The organism is Phyllobacterium calauticae (genome assembly GCF_019991125.1).
GTDB classification, from domain to species: Bacteria; Pseudomonadota; Alphaproteobacteria; order Rhizobiales; family Rhizobiaceae; genus Phyllobacterium; species Phyllobacterium calauticae.
Genome location: NZ_JAGENB010000004.1, coordinates 277,668 through 302,021 on the forward strand (window position 1 = coordinate 277,668; position 24,354 = coordinate 302,021).

Annotated in this window: 22 protein-coding genes; 16 read left to right on the top strand and 6 right to left on the bottom strand. The window is 56.8% G+C overall.

The window, feature by feature from the left end:
- Positions 1–33 precede the first annotated feature (33 nt).
- Both J1W56_RS16715 and J1W56_RS16720 read right to left on the bottom strand, forming a co-directional pair.
- Positions 34–951 (bottom strand): cation diffusion facilitator family transporter, encoded by a 918-nt coding sequence (locus tag J1W56_RS16715; protein WP_223614410.1) that lies wholly within the window; start codon positions 949–951, stop codon positions 34–36.
- 176 nt (positions 952–1,127) lie between these two features.
- Positions 1,128–1,934: a helix-turn-helix transcriptional regulator gene (locus tag J1W56_RS16720; protein ID WP_223614412.1), complete on the bottom strand. Its 807-nt coding sequence runs from the start codon at positions 1,932–1,934 to the stop codon at positions 1,128–1,130.
- 183 nt (positions 1,935–2,117) lie between these two features.
- Here J1W56_RS16720 and J1W56_RS16725 point away from each other — a divergent pair, with 183 nt between their 5' ends.
- From J1W56_RS16725 to J1W56_RS16765, 9 genes are all read left to right on the top strand, one after another.
- On the top strand, positions 2,118–3,206 hold the full coding sequence (locus J1W56_RS16725) for an ABC transporter ATP-binding protein (RefSeq protein WP_223614413.1): 1,089 nt from the start codon (positions 2,118–2,120) through the stop codon (positions 3,204–3,206).
- Between the two features lie 26 nt (positions 3,207–3,232).
- Positions 3,233–4,393, top strand: a complete 1,161-nt coding sequence (locus tag J1W56_RS16730; protein WP_223614414.1) for a polyamine ABC transporter substrate-binding protein — start codon at positions 3,233–3,235, stop codon at positions 4,391–4,393.
- Between the two features lie 76 nt (positions 4,394–4,469).
- Positions 4,470–5,336: an ABC transporter permease gene (locus tag J1W56_RS16735; RefSeq protein WP_223614415.1), complete on the top strand. Its 867-nt coding sequence runs from the start codon at positions 4,470–4,472 to the stop codon at positions 5,334–5,336.
- Positions 5,336–6,148: an ABC transporter permease gene (locus tag J1W56_RS16740; RefSeq protein WP_223614416.1), complete on the top strand. Its 813-nt coding sequence runs from the start codon at positions 5,336–5,338 to the stop codon at positions 6,146–6,148. The genes J1W56_RS16735 and J1W56_RS16740 overlap by 1 nt, the downstream gene beginning before the upstream one ends.
- 15 nt (positions 6,149–6,163) lie before the next feature.
- Positions 6,164–6,925 (top strand): SDR family NAD(P)-dependent oxidoreductase, encoded by a 762-nt coding sequence (locus J1W56_RS16745; RefSeq protein WP_223614417.1) that lies wholly within the window; start codon positions 6,164–6,166, stop codon positions 6,923–6,925.
- A 315-nt stretch (positions 6,926–7,240) separates the two neighbouring features.
- Positions 7,241–10,510 (top strand): adenylate/guanylate cyclase domain-containing protein, encoded by a 3,270-nt coding sequence (locus J1W56_RS16750; RefSeq protein ID WP_223614418.1) that lies wholly within the window; start codon positions 7,241–7,243, stop codon positions 10,508–10,510.
- Positions 10,511–10,533: 23 nt separating this feature from the next.
- Entirely contained in the window at positions 10,534–11,214 is a 681-nt protein-coding gene (locus tag J1W56_RS16755; RefSeq protein ID WP_223614420.1) for a peroxiredoxin-like family protein, read from the top strand.
- Between the two features lie 102 nt (positions 11,215–11,316).
- Complete coding sequence (locus tag J1W56_RS16760) at positions 11,317–11,952, top strand: DUF1326 domain-containing protein (protein ID WP_223614422.1); 636 nt, start codon at positions 11,317–11,319, stop codon at positions 11,950–11,952.
- Complete coding sequence (locus J1W56_RS16765; RefSeq protein ID WP_223614423.1) at positions 11,949–12,776, top strand: DUF2182 domain-containing protein; 828 nt, start codon at positions 11,949–11,951, stop codon at positions 12,774–12,776. Before J1W56_RS16760 ends, J1W56_RS16765 begins: the two co-directional genes overlap by 4 nt.
- A gap of 53 nt (positions 12,777–12,829) precedes the next feature.
- On the opposite strand, the gene J1W56_RS16770 is transcribed toward J1W56_RS16765, so the two are convergent.
- The gene (locus J1W56_RS16770; protein ID WP_223614424.1) at positions 12,830–13,693 is read right to left on the bottom strand and encodes a protein-L-isoaspartate O-methyltransferase family protein; all 864 of its coding nucleotides are present in this window, start codon (positions 13,691–13,693) and stop codon (positions 12,830–12,832) included.
- Between the two features lie 252 nt (positions 13,694–13,945).
- Between J1W56_RS16770 and J1W56_RS16775 the strand changes: the two genes are divergently transcribed.
- The 6 genes from J1W56_RS16775 to J1W56_RS16800 all read left to right on the top strand — a co-directional run bounded on the left by J1W56_RS16775 (position 13,946) and on the right by J1W56_RS16800 (position 21,101).
- A complete protein-coding gene (locus J1W56_RS16775; RefSeq protein ID WP_223614425.1) occupies positions 13,946–15,577 on the top strand; it encodes an amidohydrolase in 1,632 nt (543 codons plus the stop codon).
- 44 nt (positions 15,578–15,621) lie between these two features.
- Positions 15,622–17,223, top strand: a complete 1,602-nt coding sequence (locus J1W56_RS16780; protein WP_223614426.1) for an ABC transporter substrate-binding protein — start codon at positions 15,622–15,624, stop codon at positions 17,221–17,223.
- Positions 17,224–17,400: 177 nt separating this feature from the next.
- Entirely contained in the window at positions 17,401–18,336 is a 936-nt protein-coding gene (locus J1W56_RS16785; protein WP_223614588.1) for an ABC transporter permease, read from the top strand.
- Between the two features lie 5 nt (positions 18,337–18,341).
- Positions 18,342–19,163 carry an ABC transporter permease gene (locus tag J1W56_RS16790; RefSeq protein ID WP_223614428.1) on the top strand — a complete coding sequence of 274 codons (822 nt, stop codon included), beginning with the start codon at positions 18,342–18,344 and terminating at the stop codon, positions 19,161–19,163.
- The gene (locus J1W56_RS16795) at positions 19,160–20,140 is read left to right on the top strand and encodes an ABC transporter ATP-binding protein (RefSeq protein WP_223614429.1); all 981 of its coding nucleotides are present in this window, start codon (positions 19,160–19,162) and stop codon (positions 20,138–20,140) included. Before J1W56_RS16790 ends, J1W56_RS16795 begins: the two co-directional genes overlap by 4 nt.
- Complete coding sequence (locus J1W56_RS16800) at positions 20,133–21,101, top strand: ABC transporter ATP-binding protein (RefSeq protein ID WP_223614430.1); 969 nt, start codon at positions 20,133–20,135, stop codon at positions 21,099–21,101. Before J1W56_RS16795 ends, J1W56_RS16800 begins: the two co-directional genes overlap by 8 nt.
- Here J1W56_RS16800 and J1W56_RS16805 read toward each other — a convergent pair.
- Genes J1W56_RS16805 through J1W56_RS16815 form a run of 3 tightly spaced genes read right to left on the bottom strand, consistent with a single transcriptional unit; the run spans position 21,074 to position 23,230 of the window.
- Positions 21,074–21,289 (bottom strand): hypothetical protein, encoded by a 216-nt coding sequence (locus J1W56_RS16805; RefSeq protein WP_223614432.1) that lies wholly within the window; start codon positions 21,287–21,289, stop codon positions 21,074–21,076. The genes J1W56_RS16800 and J1W56_RS16805 overlap by 28 nt on opposite strands.
- Positions 21,258–21,839, bottom strand: a complete 582-nt coding sequence (ssuE, locus tag J1W56_RS16810) for an NADPH-dependent FMN reductase (RefSeq protein WP_223614434.1) — start codon at positions 21,837–21,839, stop codon at positions 21,258–21,260. Before ssuE ends, J1W56_RS16805 begins: the two co-directional genes overlap by 32 nt.
- Positions 21,836–23,230 carry an LLM class flavin-dependent oxidoreductase gene (locus tag J1W56_RS16815; RefSeq protein ID WP_223614435.1) on the bottom strand — a complete coding sequence of 465 codons (1,395 nt, stop codon included), beginning with the start codon at positions 23,228–23,230 and terminating at the stop codon, positions 21,836–21,838. The genes ssuE and J1W56_RS16815 overlap by 4 nt, the downstream gene beginning before the upstream one ends.
- Before the next feature lie 105 nt (positions 23,231–23,335).
- Here J1W56_RS16815 and J1W56_RS16820 point away from each other — a divergent pair, with 105 nt between their 5' ends.
- Positions 23,336–24,331 (top strand): LysR substrate-binding domain-containing protein, encoded by a 996-nt coding sequence (locus J1W56_RS16820; protein WP_308526400.1) that lies wholly within the window; start codon positions 23,336–23,338, stop codon positions 24,329–24,331.
- Positions 24,332–24,354: the final 23 nt, after the last annotated feature.

A 24,354-nucleotide genomic window follows, 5' to 3' on the forward strand; every position in this document is an offset into this window, starting at 1 on the left:
ACACCGGATTGGGCATGATGTCCCAGCCTGCGGTCAGACCGCCCATTCCAGATCAGTGGTGAATGCAATTGTCAGCCACCGGTCTGTACTTTCGTCGCCTATGGCTTCGCCGATCTCATCCCGGATAGCATCCCATTCCTCAAGGCGCCTTGACGGCCACCCCATAGGGACAATGAAGTACAGCTCAATCTGCTTTCCGCGTCCGACCTTTGCCACATAAGCGCGGTAGGAAACGAAGCCATATCGCTCAACAAAATGTTGCGCGACGGTGTCGACATGCAATTTCAGCGCCGGGGGCGTGATCAGAAAGATATCGGCCAGTGCCTGCCTGATCGTGCCGATGGGAAGTGGAATGATAACGACGCAGACAAGGGCAAGGACTGCAGGATCAATATAGGGGGTGATCCAGTCGAGCCGCGTTCCCTCTATTGCATAGCCAACGGAAAATGCCACCAATAGTGCAGCGGTAATGCCCCCGGACATAATCCAGGCCTTGGCGTCCAAAGCAACAAAGTCGGAATGCAGACGTTTATTCATTTTCATTTCAACGACTGCCATGACCGTGCAGGCAATGAGAGCAACGGCAGCATAGAAAATCGCGAAGCTGAACTCGAGATCGCGGCCGCCGCTCATCAGGCTGCCGATCGCATTGATCAATGCGTAAATCGCAACGCCCGATAGCATAATGCCGTTGAGGCCAAGCACCATGGGTTCAAGATGCCAAAAACCCATTGTGAACCGTTCCCGGAGTTTTCCGGTCGGAACAGCGGATAATGCGATCAGCCGCGCAACCCCCAGAGCCAGCCCGCTCATCGCGGCATCGGCCAGCATGTAGACACCGTCAAATACGATGGAGAAAGACCCTGCCAGCAAGCCGAATATCACGCCAAAGCCCGCGACACAGATTGTAACAGCTATGGATATGCGAAGAATGCCCTGTTCGCTGTTCAACGGTGGCCTCCGGTCATGAGTGTCGGAATGATATCCCGGCGAACCGTATCACCATCACAAGATGGCCGACAGGGATTCCGGGCAGGCAACACACTTGCGGATAAACATTCTGGCATAAAACCCGTCCGCGCCTCGCGAAACACCGAGCATCGGCAAATGCCCCGACGCCCCCAAATCTAATGCTCGCCCAACTTCTTTAAGTAGATGGAAAGAAGTTGGGTCTGGGACGATATGCCGAGCTTGCGGTAAACATTACGCCGGTGAACCTTTACAGTGCCCATGGTGATCGAAAGCCGCAATCCGATAGATTCTGACGAGTGCCCTTGCAGCACAAGTTCGATGATCGCCGCCTCGCGATCCGTCAGGTTGAGATCGCGCCACACTGTGTCGGCGGCATTTAACTTGTCCTTGCGACGCCCTTTCCTTTGCTTTGCAACGGCGGCGTCAAAGAGAAGGCCGATATCCTGATAATAGTGTTTCACCAGTCTTGCGATCAGTGGCTCAGCCTTGCGCAATAGCGAAAGATCTTGCGTTGCAAAGGGACCTGTTTCTTCGCGCCGCATCAGCGAGAGCACAATTGTAAGGTCCTGCGCGATGGGAACGAAGAAGCCAATTTCCTCGGCAAGTCCTGTCTGAACATAATAGGTGCGATAGTACTCGCTGGAAAAAAAGCGGTCTGGCGCAAGCTCGCGCATGCGCCAGACTCCGGACCTCGCCTCGCGGGCGTTGTGATAGAAGGGATCGAGGAGATAGGGCCCCATTTGATACAGATTGACGAAAATGACCTGCTCCGCCGGATCAAAAGTGCTGTAGAGATCAATGGGGCGTTCATTCCCGCGATAAGCAAACATCACCACGTGATCGAACTTGACCAGCGAACGCATCATCTGGCGAAAAAGATCGCCAAACTCATGCGATGGCATTGTCGATCTGCCTATCAACCGGCGAAACACATCGAATAGCGTTTCAATATCGACGCTCATCGTGCCGGCTCCTCATCTTTTCATAACTGCAATTGCATATACACCTTACATTGGTATTCGCCTGATGAAATACCTCTTTTGGGGTATATACCGCACAGTCACGGATTGGCTACCTTGCTGGTCATGACGGTGGCAAAGGCAGCGCAGACTGACCAATGTAACTTAAAGCCGCAGGGGACTAATGTGACATCTCATTCAGTGAACGACATCGAGTTTCGGTCGGTCAGCAAATCCTATGGCGCCGTGACCGCTGTCTCCGATATTAATCTCCAGGTCCCAAAGGGCGCATTCGTTGCTTTGCTCGGCCCTTCCGGTTGCGGCAAGACGACGTGCCTGCGTATGATTGGCGGTTTCGAACAGCCCACGACGGGCGACGTCCTGATCAACGGCAAACCCATGAACGGTGTCCAGGCCCACCAGCGGCCCGTGAACATGGTGTTTCAGCAATACGCACTCTTTCCGCATTTCAATGTCGAACAGAATGTCTCCTACGGGCTAAGGCAGGCCCGCCCGAAGATCAGTGCGCCCGAGATATCCCGCCGTGTTGCCGAGGCGCTGGAAATGGTGCGGCTTGGCGGGTTCGGCAAGCGCCGTATCCATGAAATGTCCGGTGGGCAGCAACAGCGCGTGGCCTTGGCGCGCGCATTGGTCAATAAGCCGTCCGTGCTGCTTCTGGACGAACCCCTTGCGGCGCTCGACAAGAAATTGCGCACGGCCATGCAGATCGAACTGCAAACATTGCAGCGCGAACTGGGCATCACCTTCGTTCTGGTAACCCATGACCAGGAAGAGGCCCTCTCCATGAGCGACCTTGTCTGTGTGATGAATGCGGGACGCATCGTACAGCTTGCAGCCCCGCAGGAAGTCTATGACAAACCGCGGGATCTCTTTGTTGCCGACTTTGTCGGCAAGACCAATCGAATGGCTGCAACAGTCGAAGCAGATGGTGCCACGCTGCGCCTTGCAGATGGGAGTGCCCTATCGATAGGGGAAAGGAGCGCACTGCCCCCTGGCGCCGTGACCCTGGCGCTGCGCCCTGAGGCCATCACCTTGCATCGACAAAACCAATCGATCTCGGGCAGGCTTTCGGGCGTTGTAACCCATCGCATCTTCCTTGGATCATCGGTTGAATACTCGGTTTCCGTCAACGGGCTTGGCAATTTCCTGATCACTGCCGATCGGCATGTTCTCTCGGAGAGCAGCCTGGTGGAGCCCAATGAAAGGGTTGTGCTGAGCTTCAACCCCGACGCTGCGCATATCTTTCCGGCCTGAACAATATCAAAAAAGGGAACATCTTCATGCCTAAACACTATAGAGAGAATGCCCCAATAACAGCTGCACAGTTCATGGATGAGTTGATGCGACTCAAACGCGGGTCCGTCTCCCGCCGGCACTTCCTGGGCGTTACCGGACTTGGTCTGGCCTCCGCAGTGCTGGCAGGCCAGACCGGCTTGCTCTCGTCTCCGGCCTTCGCCGAGGACCTTGGCAAGCAGATGTCGATCGCCACCTGGCCGAACTATCATGATCCTGCAACCTTTGAAGCTTTCACGGCGAAAACCGGCGTTGCGGTCGAAGTCAATGTTTTTGGTTCGAATGAGGAAATGCTGGCGAAATTGCAGGCCGGAGGCACCGGCTGGGACCTGTTTGTGCCAACCAACTACACCATCTCCACCTATGTAAAGCTTGGCCTGATCGATCCTCTCGATATGTCGAAGCTGACCAATTACAGCCCTGCCACAGAAACTGCGCGCTTCACCGCCGAGGGGACCATCAGCGGCACGACCTATGCGGTGCCAAAGAACTGGGGCACGACCGGAATTGCCCTCAACTCAAAGAAAATCAAAACACCCGTAGCGAGCTGGAAGGATTTCTTCGAGGTTGCACAAAATGAGGCCGACACGCGCACCATCGTGCATGACTATCAGCTCACGACAATCGGCAGTGCTCTGGTTTCGCTCGGTTACTCCTTCAACTCCGTCAAACCTGACGAACTCGCCAAGGCAGAAGCACTTCTGGTGAAGGTCAAACCGCACCTCTATGCCATCAACAGCGATTATCAGCCGGCCATGCGCGCAGGAGATGCATGGATGACCATGTGCTGGACCAATGATGGGGCGCAGCTCAACCGCGATGTACCGGAAATCAAGTTTGTTCTTGGCAAAGATGGCGGCGAGATCTGGTCGGACTTCTATGCCATCCCCAAAAGCGCCGCGAACAAACCGGCGGGTTACGCTCTGTTGAACTACCTCATGGATCCAGCCAACGCCGTCAAGGAGCATATCGCCAATGGCGCTCCGACAACTGACAGCCGCGTGCTTTCGCTTCTTCCGAAGGAAATTACCTCCAACACCATTGTCTATCCCCCGGATGGACAACTGACCCCACTGGAGTTCGGCGCGGCGGTCACGCTCACCGATCCCGCCCGTGCCGAGGTCATGGCGCGCTTCAAGTCAGCCTGACAACACATCTTGCCCTTCTCTCGGCACTCCGTAGTCGAGAGAAGGACAGGCACATCATCCATTCAAGAGATATCCGATGGCACTGGCTACAAACACGAAACGAAGGATGGTGACCGCATCGCTTGTCGCACCAGCTGTGGCTTGGCTTTTCATTTTCCTCGTGCTGCCCTTCATTGCCATGCTGGTTTTTTCCGTGGGAGAGCGCGCACCTGAAGGCGGATATCAACCGGCCTTCACATTCGCACAATTTGCCAATCTGCCATCGCGCGCCGCCGCTTTCTGGAATACGCTCTTTCTCGCGCCTGTCGGCGCCTTCATCTGCCTGATTGTCGCTTATCCGGTTGCCTACTATCTCGCAGTCAAGGCCAATCCCCGGTATCGGCTCCTGCTTGTTTCACTGGTCATTGTCCCATTCTGGACCAGCCTTTTGGTGCGCACCTACGCCTGGATGTATCTCCTCGGCTCCCGCGGCATTCCCAATCTTCTGAGCATGGTCGGTTTCGACGACGTGCGCATCCTCAACACCCATGGCGCCGTCCTTCTTGGTATCGTTTACGGCTATCTCCCGCTGATGATCATGCCCATCTATGTCAGTCTGGAAAAGCTTGATCGTCGCCTTCTCGAAGCGTCCGCTGATCTGGGTGCCAAACCGGTCTCCACTTTTTTCAGCATCACACTGCCACTCTCCCTGCCCGGGGTGATGACAGGATTGTCGCTCGTCACGATCCTGCTGCTTGGCGAGTATTTGATCCCGCAGCTTCTTGGCGGCGGCAAGGTGTTTTTCATCGGCAATGCCCTCGTCGATCTCTTCCTGCAGTCGCGCAACTGGCCATTCGGATCGGCAATCGCCGTCACACTGGTGATCTCAGTGGTTTTCGTGCTGCTCATTGCCATGCGTATTGCCTGGAAGATCGCGGGAACCAGACAAGTGGACCTCGTTTGATGCGTGCTTTTATTTCGGCAGTCTATGTGTTCCTCTACGCACCGATCGCGCTCGTGGTGCTGTTTTCCTTCAATGCCGGTCGCAATGCCAGTGAATTCACCGGCTTCTCAACGATGTGGTATGGCAAGGCTCTGGGCAACACGTTTCTCGTTGCCGCACTGCAGAACAGCCTCATCATTGCCCTGACAAGCGCGACACTGGCCGCCATATTCGGCACAATGGCAGCCATCGGGATGGAGCGGTTGGGCACCCGCACGCGTGCCGTGCTTGATGGTCTGTTTGCAGCAGCCATCGTCGTGCCGGGCGTGGTGATCGGCATTGCGACTCTCGTTGCATTGGTGGAAGTTTTCTCCTTTCTCAATCCGCTGCTCAACGCCATTTGGCCAGGTGCCAATCCGCCGCAGCTTGGCCTTGGCTACGGATCGATTGTCGCGGCGCACGGGCTCTTTTCGATGGCATTGGTGACCATGATCGTGAAGGCGCGTATCGCCAGTCTTGGCCGCGACATCGTTGAGGCCTCAAGCGATCTCTACGCAACGCCGCTGACCACTTTTCGATTGGTGGTGCTGCCGCAAATCCTGCCGTCGGTGCTGGCGGGCTTTCTGCTCTCGTTCACATTTTCCTTCGACGATTTCATCATCGCCTTTTTCGTCGCCGGTTCCAAAACGACTTTGCCCATCTATGTCTTCGCGTCCATTCGGCGGGGTGTTACCCCGGAGATAAATGCCATTGCCACGCTGGTTCTGGTCGCCTCGCTGATGATGATCCTGATAGCCCGCATTCTGATGCGTGAGAAAAAAACAACAAACTGACACACAGGAAACCCCATGATCCTCAGAGATCGCGTTGCTATAGTCACCGGAGCCGGCTCCGGAATCGGTGAGGCCGGCGCCGCCATTCTGGCGCGCGAAGGTGCCCATGTGGTCGTCATTGATATCAATGCAGAGAATGCGGAAAACGTCGTGGACCGCATTTGCAAGGCGGGCGGACACGCGGAAATTGCTGTTGTCGACGTGACCGATGACGAGGCGCTTGCGGCAAGTATATCTTCAGTGGCCGCCAGGCACGGGCGCATCGATATTTTGCACAACCATGCCGGAGCACAGATTGCCGGCAACCTCGAGCAGGTGCCGGTTGAAGGGTTCGACAGGTCCTGGAGCCTCAATGTTCGGGCGCATTTCATGGCCTCCCGTCTTGTCATGCCGGTGATGAAAGCCGCGGGCAGAGGCGTCATACTCAACACATCATCATCGTCCGGCGTCCTCTATGATCGCGAGATGATTGCATACACGACCACCAAACACGCTGTCATCGCGATGACCCGCCAAATGGCCGGCGATTACGCGCGATTTGGAATCCGTGTAAACGCGCTTTGCCCCGGTTGGGTTGACACCCCCTTCAACGAACCTTTCATCGGCCAAATGGGCGGACGCAGTGCAATAGAAGCCTATGTCCAACAGCAGGTTCCATTGGGGCGCTGGGCAGATGTCGAGGAGATAGCCGAATCGATCCTGTTTCTGGTTTCAGATCGTTCGTCCTACATTACCGGGCAAGCGCTCGTGGTGGATGGTGGAGAAACGATCTCCTGAGCGCTGGCGGATAGCGCGGGCGTGCGGCCCAGCTCGGACGTCTCTTGAAAAGGGCCGGACCATTGGGTCCGGCCAAGTTGTGAAGGCCCAAGACCTTCTCCCTGGGGTGGGGGATGTCAGCACCCAAGAGGAGTGGTGCCGACATGTCTTCAGTAATGCCCTGCTGAAGCACTTGCAACCCGATTGTCTCCAGCATTCCCACATTATGGGCCGCTTGCCAGTCCCTCGCAGCAGGTTCATTATTTAATGGGGAATCCAGCCCGTGGGATAAAGCGCGGCAGGATCGTACATCCGGGTTCCTGTGAGGTCATATCGATGAACTGCACGGGTTGCGGTTTTGACGTTCAAAGCGGTTTTGCGTTTTGCCCAAAATGTGGCGCGAAACAAGCCAGCGCGTGCCCCAACTGCGAATATCTGTGCCCACCAGACTTCGTGTTCTGCCCAAAATGCGGAGCCCAGATCGCCGATCCGCCGACAATCAGCGGCCTGCAAAGGCCACGAGAATCGTCCCGACAAGCCCTCCGGCCCGCGCTGGTAAAATCCGAAACCGGTGCGGATCGCCGTACCGTTACCGTGTTGTTTGCCGATCTCTGCGGTTTCACCACATTGAGCGAACAACTCGATCCGGAAGTCATGCAAACGCTCCAAAACGAACTTTTTGAAGAGCTGACGGCGGCGGTACAGGGCTTCGGGGGCTTTGTCGACAAATTCATCGGCGATGCGCTGCTCGCATTGTTCGGGGCACCGGTCGCACATGAAGACGACCCTGAGCGAGCGCTCCACGCGGCGCTGGACATGGTCAGCCGGGCCGCAATGGTAGGAAAACGCTGGCAAACACGCTCGCATTCGCCTCTGATTCTGCATGTTGGCATCAATACAGGCCCGGTCGTTGCCGGCGGCTTTGGTGCGGGCAACGCCAAATCCTATTCAGTGACGGGCGATACGGTGAACAGCGCACAACGGCTGCAGTCGATGGCGAAACCGGGCGAGATCCTCGTTGGGCCGCTGACTTACCGCCTCACGCGACATGCATTCTCTTATGATTCGCTTGGTGACCAGGCCCTGCGTGGCAAGGTTGGCAGCGTTCTCGTACATCGGCTGGTGGGAGCACTCGAGGAGCCCCGCACCGCAAGGGGCCTTGAAACACTTGGCCTGAGTGCGCCACTGGTCGGGCGTGAAAAGGAACTTGCCCGTATGCTTGGCTGTCTCGATCTGGCAGCCGCTGGTCGAGCCCAACTGGTACGGCTGATCGGCGAGGCAGGCATTGGGAAATCACGCCTGACCGAGGAATTCCTGGCAAACACGCGTGATGATCCTCGTTTCACCAATGTCGTCGTCCGGCGAGCCATCTGTTCACCGCTCGGTGAGCCGTCATATGGCACGCTCGCTGCTGTGTTGCGCAGTGCCTATGAAATCAATGCCAATGATTCACCGGAGAAAACAAAGGATTTGCTCGCCGCCGGGCTGAGCGAACTTGGCCTTGCCGCCGGCGAAGTGAAGCAATTGATGCCGCTCCTGCTTTACGTTATCGGTCTTGGAGAATCCGATGATGTGCTGCATCAGGTTGAACCCGAGCAATTGCGCCGGCAAATATTCTATGCAATCCGCACTATTTTCGAGCAGCGCCTGGCGCGTTCACCCCTGCTGCTTGTCGTCGAAGATCTCCATTGGGCTGATACCGCATCGCTCGAGGCATTGCGCTTTTTGATGGATCGTCTGGAGCGCAGCCGCTTCATGCTGCTGACAACCCATCGGCCTGCATTTGACACGGATATGCTGGATTCAAGCCGTATCAGCTTGACGGCGCTGCGCCTCCCCTCTTTGCACGCCAATGACGGTCGAAAAATGCTCAGTGCATTCTTCGGTCATGGCCCCGGCGGATTGCCAACGGATCTGTGTAACAGCATTGTCGATCGCGCCAACGGCAATCCTCTGTTCATCGAGGAAATTGTGCGTCATTTCATTGAGGTTGGGGCGGTGCAAAGGGACAACCGGCATTGGCGGGTGGCAAACAGGGAGGCAACTGCCGACATTCCCGTCGGCATACAGGCAATGTTGCTCGCCCGAATGGACAGGCTGCCGCCTGAAGTGCGCAGATTGGCCCAGGAGGCCGCAGTTATCGGGCCGCGTTTCGATGCAGAATTATTGAAGACCATTTCGGCGGCCCCGGCAAACGTCGAAGCGGGGCTCGATCTCCTTTGTGATGCTGAAATCATTGAGGAAACCCCGGGTGCAAACCCGGTATCGGCGCCAGGCTACCGCTTCATCCAGACGCTGCTTCACGATGTGATTTACCACAATCTCCTGTTGCAACGGCGCATTGAGATGCATGAGCTCATCGGTGATACATTGGAACGATTGTATGGAGACGATCCAGAACGTCTCGAAGATCTGGCAATGTTGGGTCACCATTTCAGCCAAACCGCAGCCACGACGAAAGGTGCGCACTACCTGATGGCAGCGGGCGATCGGGCGCGCAAGACATACGCCAACGATGACGCGGTCCGTCTCTATCGGCAGGCGCTGGATGCCCTGTCGAATGCTGGCGACCATGGGCCGGAATCGCTGCTCTTGCGCGAACGCATTGCCGATCTCTGCGGACCCTCAGGTCAGCGCGATGTCGCCGATGAACAATACCAGACCGTCCTTATCATTCATCGCGCCAAGGGTGACCTCGCCGCTACCGCAAGAATATTGCGCAAGCTTGGGCGATTGCTTTGGGACTCCGGCAAACGCGATCAAGCAGAGACACGCTATGCCGAGGCAGCAGCGCTGCTTGAAGGGATAGATCCTCTGATCGAGCATGCGCATCTCTCGCAGGAACGCGGCCGCCTTGCATTTCGCACCGGCGACCACACGGCCGCCGTGCGGTGGGCGGACGAAGCACTGCGTTTTGTTCAAACCATGGCACCCGAAACCGGCGCCGAAAGTGACATCGAAACTGCTCGGGTCACGGCCGAAGCGCTGAACACCAAAGGGGTGGCGCTTGCACGACTTGGCCGGAGCCAGGAAGCGGTGAGCGAGGTGGAGCGCAGTGTCAAGGTCGCTGAAGATGCAGGCCTTCTAAGTGCCGCCTGTCGCGGCTACACCAATCTGTCGGTGCTCTATACCATGGTCAATCCGGAACGCGCGATCCGGGTGTGCCGGCGCGGGCTCGAGGTGGCGCGCCGCATCGGCGATCTGGGCTTTCAGGCGCGTCTCCTTGCCAATCTTGCCGTGGCCTACTGCACCTTTACCGACCGGTGTATCAGCGAGGGTGTGCCCGCGGCCGAAAAGGCAATCGAGATCGATCGGGCGCTGGATCAGCGCGACCATCTTTCCGTTCCCCTCATCGTGCTCGGACAAATTCATCAGTGCCACGATCAACCGGAACTGGCGCGTGAGTGTTACAATGAGGCCCTCGACGTGGCACGCGAAATCGGTGAACCACAATTGCTGTTTCCGTGTTATGATGGGTTGGCGACGCTCAATCTCGACCTCGATGATTTGGCCGAGGCGGAGCGATATTTCGCCATGGCGCAAGAGGTCTGCGCGCAGCATGGGCTCGACCCCGAAGCGCTTGTCGTATTGCCATTTCTCGATTAGCCGAGTGGAAGGGGATGACGCCTATGTCGGAGCCTCATATCAAAGGACCGTTACAGCCGGGCGACCGGGCACCCAATGTTGTGCTTGACGCGATTACCCGTCAGGGCAAAGTCGCAATCGATGATTTTCGTGGCCGCAAGCCGGTATTGGTGGGCCTGTTTCGCGGTTTGCATTGCCCGTTCTGCCGGCGCCAGATCACAGCCATGTCGCAGCTTGAAGGCGCCCTGCGTGAGAAAGGCATTGACAGTCTGACTGTGGTGAATACGCCAATCGACCGCGCCCGGCTCTATTTCAGATACCACCCATTGCCCAACCTGCTGGCCGCATCCGACCCGGAACGGATCTCGCACCGGGCATTCGGCCTGCCCAATGTTGAATTCACCGAGGCTGAAAGCGATTGGCCACACAAGATCAGCACAGAGGCCGTCACGAATATGCGCATTGAGATGCCCGGCGAATTACCCGAACCGATGAATGCGATGGCAGCGGTCGAGTTTCTCGACAAATTGGATGGATACGAATTTTCCGAAGCCGACCGCCAGATGATCGCTACCGGTGAGGGTCAGCTCGTGGGAGAATTTCTGCTCGATCGTGACGGTATCGTGCGCTGGAGCTTTACCGAAGTACCCGAAGGTGGCCGTTACATGTTTGGGGTGCCGGCGCCGCAGGAACTCATGTCCGCCGCTTCGCAGATCGCTGGGTAGAGCGACGCAGTTCTGCCTGCAAGGCAGGCCCAGCGCCGGATGAGCTGTCAAATATCCGTTGGAGAACAAAGAACAAAATAAGACAATAAACAGGAGGAGAAAATGACGGACGTTAAATGGACTCTCGTGGGCCGTGAATTCGTACACTGCAACTGCGCCTATGGTTGCCCCTGTCAGTTCAACGCTTTGCCTACCCAGGGAGATTGCTGCGCGGTTGCAGCCCTTGCGATCGAAGAAGGCCATCACGGAACCACCAAACTGGACGGGTTGAAATGCGCCATGATCGTGGCCTGGCCAGGAGCGATCCATGAGGGCAAGGGCCAAGCCGTGCCGATCGTCGACGAGCGCGCTTCGGCGGAGCAACGGGAAGCGCTGTTGCGCATCATGAGCGGATTGGATACCGATCCCGGCGCGACTTTCTTCCAGGTGTTTTCGACGACGTTCGAGAAAGTCCACGACCCGGTTTTTGCAAAAATAGATTTTGAAGTGGATGTGAATGGCCGTGCGGCGCACTTGAACGTTCCGGGATGGATCGAGGCTCGCGGCGAGCCGATCCTCAACCCTGTCACGGGCCAGACCCATCGGGCGCGCATCAATCTGCCAAACGGTTTTGAGTATGACACATGCGAAGTCGGGCGCGGATGGGCCGAGACGCAAGGTCCCCTGAAGCTGTCTATTCCCAACTCTCATGCGCAGTTCGCCAGACTGCACCTGACCCAGAGTGGTGTCGTGCATTGAATGCCACGGGCGCCACAGCGCTCGAAGCGGTACTTCGACGCGATCGATTGATCGTCGCCGCATCCCTTGCCGTGCTCACGATGATCGCCTGGGCCTATATTCTCTGGCTCGCGCGCAGCATGAACAGTGATGGCATGGCAATGCAGGGCATGGACGACGCTTCCTTCGATGTGATGATGATGTCCGGGTTTCGGTCGTGGACTACGACAGAATTTGCCGTCACGATGTTGATGTGGGTGGTCATGATGATCGGCATGATGACCCCCTCCGCCGCACCGATGATTTTGCTCTATGCGCGGGTTGGCCGTCACGGCGAGATGCAGGGCAAGCCATTGGCTGCAACGGGATTTTTCGTTGCCGGCTATTTTCTGGCTTGGACGGCTTTCGCCTGTGCGGCGACCCTTGGTCAATGGGCACTGGAGAGCACCTTGCTGCTCACCCCCATGATGACGAGCGCAAGCGGAATTTTCAGCGGGGTTACGCTCATCGCAGTCGGGCTGTTTCAATGGACGCCCCTGAAGGATGTTTGCCTCCGACAGTGCCAGGCACCCGTCATGTTCATTCATCTGCACGGCGGGTTCCGGCGTGATCCGGTGGGCTCCATTGCCCTTGGATTTCGCCACGGCATCTATTGCATTGGATGCTGCTGGGCGCTGATGGGCTTGCTCTTCATCGGCGGGGTGATGAATGTCCTGTGGATTGCAGCCGTCGCAATCTTTGTCCTTGCCGAAAAGCTTGTGGCGAGGGGACGCTGGTTTTCGCGCTTATCCGGCGTCGGGTTGTGCCTGGCTGGGTTGTGGTTGCTGGGAGCAACGATCCTCTGACTTGTCCGGCGCAATGGACTATTGGAAAATGCATTCTTGCTCGAAACCGGCTCTCAACCGTAGGTAAGCGACCAGCCTGGAGCCCGCAGCCAGCAGAGTTCAGTTGGTATGTCGTCGGTGCGATAGAGGCGAGCGACCCGCTTATAGTCGCCGCTCTCAAAGGCTCTCGCGAGCGCTTTTTCTGATGCTGCATCGCGCATCCCCTCGCATGGGAAGATCGCCACCGGTGATATCCACCTGGCCCAAAACGTCTCTGCTTCGCGCGTTATCAGAAAGACGGCACCGTGGAGTTGTATTTTGCTCCAATCGCTACTGAAACCCTTTTCGGTCGTGAGCGGAAGGATCAGCCTTCCGCCTTCCTTGAGGCGGTCGAGCCAGATATCTGCGGGTTTGGTAGCGCCCGCGTTGACATAGATCAGGTCGGCGGATTCGAAGTCAACTTTGCCTCCATCGCCCTGTATCACGCAAACGTTCGAATACCCGGCAAGGTTTGCGCGGGCCCTTTCAGCAAGTTCCGGGTCATATTCAATCGCGGTCACCTTGCCGGATGGACCAACGAGTTGGGCCATAATCGCAGAATAATAGCCAACGCCCGCGCCCACATGCACGATGTGTTCGCCTTCCCGCGTCGCGCTCTGTGAAAGAAGGAAAGCATGCAGCGAGGGTTGCCCGTTGTTGATATGCCGTTCAGGCAGAATTCCAACAAGACTGTCGGTGTAGAGATAAACCGGATCGGCGGTGGGCGTTGGAGTATAGGCTTCCTGCCAACGCAGGACGGGCCACGGTCCCGGCCCCAGATAATCCTCTCGCGGCACGGTCGCAAATGCGTCCTCTACGGGTTCGTCGGCGATCCCTGCAGCAGCTGCGATCTGCATCGCATAGGCGCGCCGTACTATCTTCAGCTCGTCAGGTGTCATGAGCAAAATACCCCGTTGATTGGAAGAGTAATCCTAACGAGCAACATTCCCAAATCCAATGACGTTGCGTGAGTTAGACTTTGGCCTTGATACAACTGTTTCGGCAGATCGACGCCCATGTCGTCGATCTGTTTATCAATCAACAGCCAGCATATCAATTCGATGAAAAATAATGTGGTTTCCGTAGCTTGCAATCCATTTGAGATGATGGAAGTCTTTAAAAAAACACAAGCATGACGGGAACCGTGCTTCATGACTCCACCAAAACTGGTCGCTGCAGACAGCATTTTGCACAATGGTAACATCTGGTGCGGATACGAAGAAGGCGTCGTTGAAGCGCTGGCCATATGGCAAGGCAAGATCCTTGCAACAGGCTCATCCGCTGAAATGCTGGAACTGCAAGGCGTGCATACGAAGCTCGTCGATCTCCACGGAGCATTCGCAACGCCCGGCCTTAACGATGCGCATCTGCATTTGATTTCTACCGGCTTAACGCTCCAATGGATCGATGCAACGCCGGCTAAGCTTCCGACACTTGACGCTCTGCTTGGCGCAATCGGAGCCAAAGCTGCCAGCCTTCCCAAGGGCGAATGGATTCTGGCGCGCGGCTATGACCAGACCAAGCTGGATACGGGCCGCCACCCCTTGAAATCGGAGCTGGATCAGGTGGCGCCCGACCATCCGGTCATGCTGACGCGGGCCTGTGGTCATGTTTCAATCTTCAATTCCGTAGCTTTCGCCAAGGCGGGTGTCGACGAAGCCTATGCCGCTCCGTCGGGTGGCATGATCGAACAGAAAAATGGTGCCTTGACCGGTATGGTCGCTGAAAATGCCCAGGACGTTCTGCGTGCCGCCATTCCAGATCCCGATGAAAGCCAATTGATCGAAGCGATCGAAACAGCCGGGAACATGCTGCTCTCCTATGGCATCACGTCAGTCATGGATGCTGCAGTAGGGCACGTTGCCGGTTTTAACGAAATTCGCGCCTATCAGATTGCCCGGCGTGACAATCGGCTACCGGTTCGCAGCTGGCTGGTTTTGCTTGGCGACCCCGGCAAATCGATCGTGCCCGACTGTTATCGCGCCGGGCTTGTCTCGGGGGTTGGCGATGACATGCTGACCATTGGCGCCGTCAAGATTTTCCTGGACGGTTCGGCGGGCGGGCGTACGGCCTGGATGTCCAAACCCTATCTCGGCGACGATAACAATACCGGCATTCAGATGCTGCCAGATGCTGAACTGCAGGATCTTGTCATGGATACCCATAACAAGGGTTACCAACTTGCCTGCCATGCCATCGGCGATCAGGCCATAGAACAGCTGATTACGGCTTATGAAAAGGCGCTTGCTGCCACACCTGATCCAAACCGTCGCCACCGGATCGAACATTGCGGATTTTCAACGTCATCACAGCATGATCGCATGCAGAACGCAGGCATCTATCCCTGCCCCCAGCAGGTTTTCATCTATGATTTCGGTGATGCCTATATTTCGGTTCTGGGTGTCGAACGCAGCCGCTCCAGCTATCCGTTGAAGACGTGGGCCGATCTCGGTTTCAAGCCTGCCACAGGCAGCGACAGCCCGGTCTGTCATCCCGACCCGTTTCCGAATTTGTACACGATGCTGACGCGCAAAACCTGGAAAGGGACGGTGATGGATGCCGCCCAATCCGTTTCCATCGAAGATGCGCTGCGCGTTTATACCGAATATGGGGCTTTCTCCCAAAAACAGGAACACGTCAAGGGTCGTTTGGTCCCCGGGCAGGTTGCTGATATCGCGATCTTCTCACGCAATCTGTTGACCGCGACACCGGAAGAAATCCTGCACGAAACCCAGTGCAATATGACCTTGAGAGGCGGGGAAATCGTTTTCACGCGAGATTAGAACCTACCAATACCGTGCATAATCATAACAGGGGGAAACACTCAATGTACAAACGGTTCGTGCTCCAATCAACTCTAGCTGCCGTGCTGCTTGCCGGTGTGGCGATGTCAGCATCCGCGGAAGAACCACGCAAAGGCGGCACGATTAATTTCGTTGCTCCCTATGGTTCGAGCTTTGGCACGCTTGATAACCAGGCGAGCCCGGCAACACAGGATGAGTTTGTCACCAAGGCCATTCACAGACGACTTTATGCATGGGACGGCAATGCCAACAAGCCGGTGCTGGATCTGGCAACCGATGTCAGTGCTTCGGCTGATCGTCTGACTTACACGTTCAAGCTGCGTCAGGACGCGTTTTTCCACAATGACAAGAAGATGACTGCCGATGATATCATCGACAGCTACAAGCGCATCATGACGCCCGGCAAGGCCTATACGGGCGCGCGGTACATCGGCGCAATCAAGGGTGCAAGTGACTATTCCGACGGCAAGGCAAAGGATATTGCCGGCTTGAAGAAGATCGACGATTTCACGCTGGAAATCACCTTCAATGAACCCGTCAATCCGGCATTCCAGCTCATGCAGCCAAGCACGGTGATCTATCCGTCGGGTGAAGCCGACAAGGACAGTTTCAAGAGCCATCCGATCGGCCTTGGACCTTATAAGTTCGCCGAATATATCCCGGGCTCACGTCTGACCGTTGAAAAATGGGACAAGTTCTACGGAGCTGACAAGCCACATGCCGATAAGATCAACATCATGATCATGGGCGAAGCCTCGGCGCGCGACGTCGCTTTCCGCAACAAGGAGGTCGATGTCTCCGTGCTCGGACCGGCGCAGTATGTTGCCTATAAGAATGATCCGGAACTGTCGAAGAATATCTTGGAAGTGGCCGAGGTCTATACGCGCCTCGTCGGCTTCAACGTGGATTTCAAGCCGTTTCAGGATAAGCGGGTCCGCCAGGCGATCAACTATGCGATCGATTCCGATCTGATCATCAAGCGTCTGGGTAAGGATAAGGCCTATCGCGCAGTGAGCTGGTTGCCGCTTTCCTCACCCGCCTTCGATAAAGCCGCCAAACCCTATCCTTATGATCCCGAGAAAGCCAAGGCGCTTTTGAAGGAAGCCGGCTATCCCGATGGATTTGAGTTTGAACTGACAGCCACCCAGAACGAAAGCTGGGGTTTGACCATCGTCGAAGCGATTATTCCGATGCTCGACAAAGTCGGCATCAAAGTCAAAGCCAAACCGGTTGAAGCAGCTGTTTTGTCCGAGGTGGTCCCAGCCGGTGATTTCCAGTCCTTCATGTGGTCCCTGGAAAGCGGTCCTGATCCAATGACGGCGATGCAGTGCTTCTATTCAAAGACCTCACAGTCAGCCTGCAATTATTACAAGTTCAACAACAAGGACTTTGACAAACTGTATGAGGCAGCATTGAGCGCGCCGACGGAAGAGCAGAAGAATGATCTTTTGCGCCAGGCGAATAATCTGCTGCAGGATGAGGCCCCCGGCTGGTTCTTCAATTACAACAAGGCGGTAATGGCCTATCAGCCCTGGCTGCATGGTTTGCAGCCAAACTCGGCGGAGCTTGCCATCCAGTCTTATGAACAACTCTGGGTAGACGACGGCGCCCCATCGGGCCGCTGAAGCAACGGTACCTGCCCGCCGTCAACGACATGACGGCGGGTCAGCCTTTTCATCTCGCGTGAAGCGCTGTGCACGCATCCTCATCTCCCAACATCAAGCGACATGAGGGGCGTATCGGGGCCACTATACCGGCCAAGGCAGACGCGACCGCCATCCGAACGAAAGGACATGGATCCGTTGCTTCGATTTATCATTCGGCGAGTTCTGCAGATGATACCGACCATTCTGGCGGTATCTTTGCTGATCTTTGTGATTTTCAGCGTGATACCGGGCAGCTTCACATCAAGCCTGATCGCTGATGGCAAGGGTCGCAATGATCCGAAAGTCGTCGAACAGATGAACAAGGAATTTGGGCTGGACAAGCCCGTCTATCAGCGGTTCGGTAGCTACGTCGTCAATCTCGTGCAACTCGATCTCGGACAGTCTTTCCGTACGCGCCAACCCGTCACGCACATGTTGCTGGAACGGGCATGGCCAACCATGAAACTGGCCATCGCTGCAATGACGATCGCCATCCTCATTGGCGTGCCGCTTGGGTTCGTCGCGGCGCTCAAACCCGGGAGCCTTCTGGACGCGGCCACGATGATTGCAGCCGTTTCGGGCCTGTCGCTACCGCAGTTCTGGTTGGGGCTGCTGGCTATGTATGTCTTTGCACTCACATTGGGCTGGCTGCCGAGTTTCGGTTATGGCGATGGCGGAATACGCAATCTGATCCTGCCGGCCGTGACGCTCAGCGTGGCACCCCTGGCGCTGCTTGCCCGGACCACGCGGGCGGCGGTTCTCGACGTGATGAGTGCGGACTTCATTCGCACCGCCCGCTCGAAGGGCATGAATGCCTATCGTCTCGTCACATGGCATCTGATGCGCAATGCGCTCGTGTTGATCATCACCACGGTTGGACTGCAATTCGGCTCTTTGATGGGACAGGCCGTGGTGATCGAGAAACTTTTCTCATGGCCTGGCCTTGGTTCCCTTCTCGTCGACAGTGTTTCCATGCGGGACATACCGGTGGTGCAGGGTGCCATCCTCATGATTGTATTGTGGTTTTTGATCATCAATACGGTTGTCGATGTTCTTTACGCGGTCATCGACCCGCGCATCAGCCACGGGTGACGGATATGCGACTGCGTTTCAACCTCCTCTTCGGTGGTGCCATCTGCCTGATTATCCTGACGCTGGGCGTGTTTGCACCTTTGTTCGTGCATCACGATCCGATCCTTGATGCCAATTTGATGAATGCGGAATTGCCCCCGAATGCCGATTTCTGGTTCGGAACCGACTCGCAAGGCCGCGATGTGTTCAGCAGGGTTCTTTATGGGTCCCGTGTATCGCTGACGGTCGGTATCGTTTCGCAGCTGATCAACAGCTGCATAGGCCTGCTGTTTGGCATATCAGCTGGCTATATCGGCGGCAGATGGGATGAATTCGTCAGCGGGCTTACCAATGTGATGCTGTCGATCCCCTCACTGATTTTTGCGCTGGCGATTATGGCCATTCTCGGTCCTGGCCTCGGCAGTTTGCTGATCGCACTTGGACTGACCAACTGGTCATGGACCTGCCGGATTGCACGCTCGTCAGCGTTGTCGCTGAAGAGCCAGGGCTATGTGCAAGCTGCCAAGACGCTTGGCTACAGTGATATCCGCATCATGATCACGCAGATCCTGCCCAATATGATCGGCCCCATCCTCGTGATCGGGACGCTTGGCATGGGTGATGCCATTCTTGCCGAAGCCGCGCTTTCCTATCTGGGACTCGGCATCAGACCGCCCTTCCCCAGCTGGGGAAGCATGCTGACGGATGCACGCGAATTGATCGCCGTCGCACCCTGGGCAGCCATATTCCCGGGGATCGCTATATTTTTGACCGTGCTCGGCCTCAATCTGTTTGGAGATGGGCTGCGCGACTACCTCGATCCGCATATGAGGACACGCAAGGCATGAGCGCTCCCCCTTTGCTTGAGGTCAGGAATCTGCATATTGATATGCGTTCTGGACAAGAACGACTGAATGTCGTTGAAAACGTTTCTTTTTCGATCGGCGCCGGCGAGACATTCGGACTTGTCGGCGAAAGCGGATGTGGCAAGAGTATAACCGCTTTGTCGCTGATAGGTCTTCTCAACAGGCCGCTTGCGGTTGGACAGGGTGAAATCCTGTTCAAGGGCCAGAATCTTCTGAAGATGAACGGCAGCGAGCTGCGCAGATTGCGCGGCAATCGAATCTCCATGATTTTTCAGGAGCCGATGACCGCGCTCAATCCACTGGCGACCGTCGGACGGCAGATTGCCGAAATGTTCGTCTTGCATCAGGGCTCGACCTGGCACGAGGCAGAACGCAAGGCGATCGCCGCACTGGCACAGGTTCAAGTGCCAGCTCCTGACAAGCGCATCAAGAACTATCCGCACCAGATGTCAGGCGGCATGCGCCAGCGCGTGATGATTGCAATTGCATTGGCCTGCCATCCCGACCTGCTGATTGCCGACGAACCCACGACCGCGCTCGACGTCACCGTTCAGGCGGAAATTCTCAAACTGATGCAGGAACTCTGCGATCAACGCGGTACATCAGTTCTGATGATCAGTCACGACCTGGGCGTTATCGCGAAAATGTGCCAGCGTGTTGGCATCATGTATGCGGGTCATCTCGTTGAAGAACGGGCAGTCGCCGATCTCTTCCGCCGTCCGGCTCACCCTTACACGCATGGCCTGCTCGCTTCATTACCGGTCTTGGGGCAGCGCAAGCTGAACGAGCGCAAACCTTTGCAGGAAATCGAAGGAATCGTGCCATCGATTGCCGCTTTTCCAACCGGTTGCCGTTTTGAACCACGCTGTACGCGCGCCTCGCCAATCTGCCGCGACGCAGTGCCGGGCCCATCCGTTCTCGGGGACTATAGCTTTGTGAGGTGTTACCATCATGGCTAGTCAAACCCAACCTCTGTTGCAAATTGAAAACCTGAGCGTGTGCTTTCCGGTATCAGCAGGATTGTTCCGTCGTTCGCATCAAGCTGTGCGGGCAATCAATAATCTCAGCCTCAGCCTTCACAAAAACCAATGCCTGTCCATTGTCGGTGAATCGGGCTGCGGCAAATCTACCCTGGCACTGACAATACTGGGTTTGCAGCACCCCACGCATGGCAGCATTTCCTTTGATGGAAAGCCTATCACCGGCGCTGCCCAGCCGGGACGCATGCAACGCGCACGCATGGCTCAAATGGTGTTTCAAGACCCCTATGCGTCGCTCAATCCACGCCAGACAATTCACGCGGCCCTTGCTGGGCCGCTGAGGCTGCATGGGTTGCGCAACAAAGGTGAAGTCGAAGACCGTATTGCGACGACCCTGAAAATGGTGGGATTGAAACCGGAGCAGGCGAAGCGCTATCCGCATGAATTTTCGGGCGGTCAACGTCAGCGCATCGGGATTGCCCGCGCATTGATCCTCGACCCGAAAGTCATTGTTCTGGACGAGCCGGTTTCCGCGCTTGACGTGTCCATCAGGGCGCAGATTATCAATCTGCTTTTGGACCTTAAAGAACGGCTGGACCTGTCTTACATCATGATCAGTCATGACCTGAGTGTTGTTGAACATATGAGTGACCGGGTCGCCGTGATGTATTTTGGCCAGATCGTTGAGGAAGGTCCGTGGCAAAGCATTTTCGCCAATCCGGTCCATCCCTATACGCGCCGCCTGCTCGCAGCCATTCCGGATCCGTTCACGATCATCCGCCAGGAGGACATAACCCGCAAGGACATGCAGCCGCCGCCCCTGTCAGGCTTTTCCTATTACCCCGAGGAAATCGGCACACATGACGTCTATCAGTCACCGCCCCCCACGGAATTCCTCACTGTCGGGGACGATCACAAGGTTCGCTTCATAGCCAGATAACCGGACCAAAACGCTTGGCATGTCAGATCGGTCGAGCCGATGATCGGCACACCTTTCTGTTCGCGCGGCAACACATCGCCGCAAAGCGGCTGGCCGACACTCTGATAGTCAGTTTCGATATCTTCCCGCGACAGCGTGGTCTGAATTCTTTGCCAGTTACGCAACGGTACGGCCGCGCGGATGTCCAAGCATTGCAGCCCTTTCATCATCTGTCAGGGAATAAATGAAGTTATCGCAGGCGTGACGAAGTGCGGCCCAAATCGGGTCGAGCAGCGATATCATTTCACCGGCTTTGGGAAAATCGCTCTCACAAACGTAATGCGACTGGACGACATGGCGCGCGCCCATCGACTGAAACACCGGGCGCAGACCGTAATCAAGCGCCAGGACATGGGCGAGGCTGCCGCCGGTCCCAAGCGGCAGGATAACCTTTCCAGCCAGCGCAAACTGCGGGAGCACGTCCAGGCCCGCTTTCAACAGACCCGAAAACGATGCCTTGTAGATTGGCGTAGCGATGATCAGACCATGCGCAGCGGCAACCTTTTCAAGGAAAGACGCCACCGACGGAGCCTGGACGTCGGCTGACAGCAAAGCGCCGGGATCGAGATGCCGCAGAACGACGTGTTCCGTCTCGATTTTCTGTCCGCGCAATTCGTCCAGGACCGCCTCGACGACCCTTGCGGTCTTGGACGTGGCGGAAAGGCTTGCGGATATCGCCAGAACTTTCCGGCTGCTCATGGTCGAACTCCGCCTTTTCCGGCCCGAACGGGATCTGGCTCGCCGGCGATTGCTTCGCGACGAGCAGCAAATGCATTCTGCGGACGCGCGAGCCCCAGACGGTCGCGCAAGGTGCCGGGCTCGTACTCGGTTCTGAATAAGCCGCGCCTTTGCAATTCCGGCACCACGGTCTGCATGAAATTCAGCCAATCCTCCGGCAGCAGCGGAAACATCAGGTTATACCCGTCGGCCGCTCCCGAGACGAACCAGGCCTCCAGCTGATCGGCGACTTGCGAAGGGGTCCCCGCAACGAGCGGAACCGAGCCGGTATTGGCGATCTTGCGGGCGAGCTGGCGTATGGAAAGGCCCTTGTTCGCGTCGTCCTTGACGAGCGCGAGCCAGGTGCGCCAGCCATTGAACGTGCCCTCGTCAGGCAGATCCGGTATTGGCCCATCGAGCGGATAGAGGGACAAATCCACCCCTGCCCAACTGGAAAGGAGATCGACGGCGACTTCATCGAGCATCAATGTCTCGAGATAGTCCTGTTTTTCCTGCGCCTCGGATGCTGAGGCGCCGACGATTGGCAGGATACCCGGCAGAAGCTTCAGGCTTTCCGGCGAGCGCCCGTGTTTCGCCAGGCGGTTGTTGATGTCCGCGCGATAGCTTAGTCCTTCCGCCTCGCTGCGAATGATGGCAAAATGCACGTCCGCATGCGCCGCGGCCAGGTTCCTGCCCGCATCGGACGACCCGGCCTGGACGATCACCGGATGGCCCTGCGGCGGTCGCGGCACGTTGAGCGGCCCCTTTACCTTGAAATGCTTTCCCCGATGGTCGAGGTAATGCACGTATTCGCGATGGGCAAAGAGGCCGGTTGCCTTGTCGATGACAAGCGCGTCGTCTTCCCAGCTGTCCCACAAGGCTTTGGCCACGTCGAGGAACTCGGCCGCACGCTCATAGCGAACCGCATGTTCGATATTGGCATCGCGGCCAAAGTTGGCGGCCTCTTCTTCCAGCGCCGATGTCACCACGTTCCATGCGACCCGGCCCCTGCTGATATGATCCATCGAAGCAAACATGCGGGCGGTGTTGAATGGCTCGTTATAGGAACTCGACGCTGTCACCATGAAGCCGATATCCTTGGTGACAGCAGATAGAGCCGATACCAGCGATAAAGGTTCCAGTCTGGGATTGGCATAATGCGCCAGCCCGCTGCCATAGGTATCCCAGACGCCGAGATGGTCGGCGATGAAGATCGTATCAAGCTTGGCCCGCTCCGCTGCTTCGACCAATCGGCGGTAATAATCCAGATCGAGAAATTCGCGGCCGGGTGCACGCGGATGCCGCCATGACAAGCGATGATCTCCCTGGGGATTGAAGAAGAAGGCAGCTAAAATCATCTGTCGGCGCGGCATGGCGGGCCTTCCTTTGGCAGGTGTTTCGTTGATCGCGCTTGCCCCGGAATGGCTGTCTCCTGCGCTGCCGGTTAAAGTAAGCGAGGCTTTCCCTTTCCAAAAGAGATGATTTCTGCAAAAAAGATAAGCTCACCTTATCTTTTTTGGAGCGTCAGGATGACAGGTATCCCCTCTTTGCGCGGCTTGCAGGCGGTCGAAGCTGCCGCCCGTTGTGGAAGCTTTGTCGCTGCGTCCGAAGAACTGGCGATTTCGGCCGCGGCAGTCAGTCAGCTCATTCGCACGCTCGAGGATCAGGTCGGGCGCCAGCTGTTTCATCGTATTAATCGGCGTGTCGTGCTGACCGAGGCGGGTGTGGAGATTTTTCCGCGGCTTGCCAATGCCTTCAATGAACTCCGGAGCGTGGCGCGTGAGCTCGGCAGCGGCAATCAGCGATCCTCGCTGGTGGTGTCGGTGGCACCATCGGTTGCCATGGGCTGGCTTTCCTCGCGTCTGCCGGGATTCGTCAATATCCATGGTCCGGTCGATATCTCCCTCAGGGGTGAAGATGATCCGGCGCCATTCGACCGCGACCTTATCGACATGCGCTTGTCCTATGGCGCCTTTCATTACCCGGAACATGTCACCGAAGCGATCGGCACCGATGCGGTCTATCCGGTGTGCTCGCCGCGCTTCCTGACTGGACATGGCCCGATGGCCTCTCCGGAAAATTTGCTGTCCGTCCCCTTGATCCACACCGATTGGGGTCCTGCCGGGGCTTCCTTTCCGTCATGGCGGAACTGGTTCGCATCCGCCGGCGTGACGCCGGGCCGCCATATCCAGCATGGAATGACAGCCAATTCGTCCATGGCGGCGCTTGACCTGGCGCGTGGCGGGCTGGGCATAACACTGGCGCAGGGGTTGTTCTGTGCCCGCCAGGTAGAAGCGGGCGAACTGGTCGTTGCCTGCAATCACGTGCTCGAACTAGCCAGCCCCTATTGCATCACCACCCCGCGCAGAAGTGCACAACGTTCCGTTGTTGCGGCTTTCAAATCATGGTTCATTGATGAATGCCTGCGTTGTGTAAACGCGCCAATGCTGTTGGCTTCCAAGGTTCAGCGGTAACTCGGCGGCCAACAGCTTCAGCT

Excerpts from the sequence above, each read along its gene's own strand:
- J1W56_RS16775 (WP_223614425.1), top strand. The coding sequence starts at position 13,946 with ATGACTCCACCAAAACTGGTCGCTGCAGACAGCATTTTGCACAATGGT.
- J1W56_RS16820 (WP_308526400.1), top strand. The coding sequence starts at position 23,336 with ATGATTTCTGCAAAAAAGATAAGCTCACCTTATCTTTTTTGGAGCGTC.
- J1W56_RS16750 (WP_223614418.1), top strand. The coding sequence starts at position 7,241 with ATGAACTGCACGGGTTGCGGTTTTGACGTTCAAAGCGGTTTTGCGTTT.
- J1W56_RS16735 (WP_223614415.1), top strand. The coding sequence starts at position 4,470 with ATGGCACTGGCTACAAACACGAAACGAAGGATGGTGACCGCATCGCTT.
- J1W56_RS16740 (WP_223614416.1), top strand. The coding sequence starts at position 5,336 with ATGCGTGCTTTTATTTCGGCAGTCTATGTGTTCCTCTACGCACCGATC.
- J1W56_RS16790 (WP_223614428.1), top strand. The coding sequence starts at position 18,342 with ATGCGACTGCGTTTCAACCTCCTCTTCGGTGGTGCCATCTGCCTGATT.
- ssuE (WP_223614434.1), bottom strand. The coding sequence starts at position 21,839 with ATGAGCAGCCGGAAAGTTCTGGCGATATCCGCAAGCCTTTCCGCCACG.
- J1W56_RS16795 (WP_223614429.1), top strand. The coding sequence starts at position 19,160 with ATGAGCGCTCCCCCTTTGCTTGAGGTCAGGAATCTGCATATTGATATG.
- J1W56_RS16780 (WP_223614426.1), top strand. The coding sequence starts at position 15,622 with ATGTACAAACGGTTCGTGCTCCAATCAACTCTAGCTGCCGTGCTGCTT.
- J1W56_RS16745 (WP_223614417.1), top strand. The coding sequence starts at position 6,164 with ATGATCCTCAGAGATCGCGTTGCTATAGTCACCGGAGCCGGCTCCGGA.
- J1W56_RS16815 (WP_223614435.1), bottom strand. The coding sequence starts at position 23,230 with ATGCCGCGCCGACAGATGATTTTAGCTGCCTTCTTCTTCAATCCCCAG.
- J1W56_RS16770 (WP_223614424.1), bottom strand. The coding sequence starts at position 13,693 with ATGACACCTGACGAGCTGAAGATAGTACGGCGCGCCTATGCGATGCAG.
- J1W56_RS16720 (WP_223614412.1), bottom strand. The coding sequence starts at position 1,934 with ATGAGCGTCGATATTGAAACGCTATTCGATGTGTTTCGCCGGTTGATA.
- J1W56_RS16755 (WP_223614420.1), top strand. The coding sequence starts at position 10,534 with ATGTCGGAGCCTCATATCAAAGGACCGTTACAGCCGGGCGACCGGGCA.
- J1W56_RS16760 (WP_223614422.1), top strand. The coding sequence starts at position 11,317 with ATGACGGACGTTAAATGGACTCTCGTGGGCCGTGAATTCGTACACTGC.
- J1W56_RS16800 (WP_223614430.1), top strand. The coding sequence starts at position 20,133 with ATGGCTAGTCAAACCCAACCTCTGTTGCAAATTGAAAACCTGAGCGTG.
- J1W56_RS16730 (WP_223614414.1), top strand. The coding sequence starts at position 3,233 with ATGCCTAAACACTATAGAGAGAATGCCCCAATAACAGCTGCACAGTTC.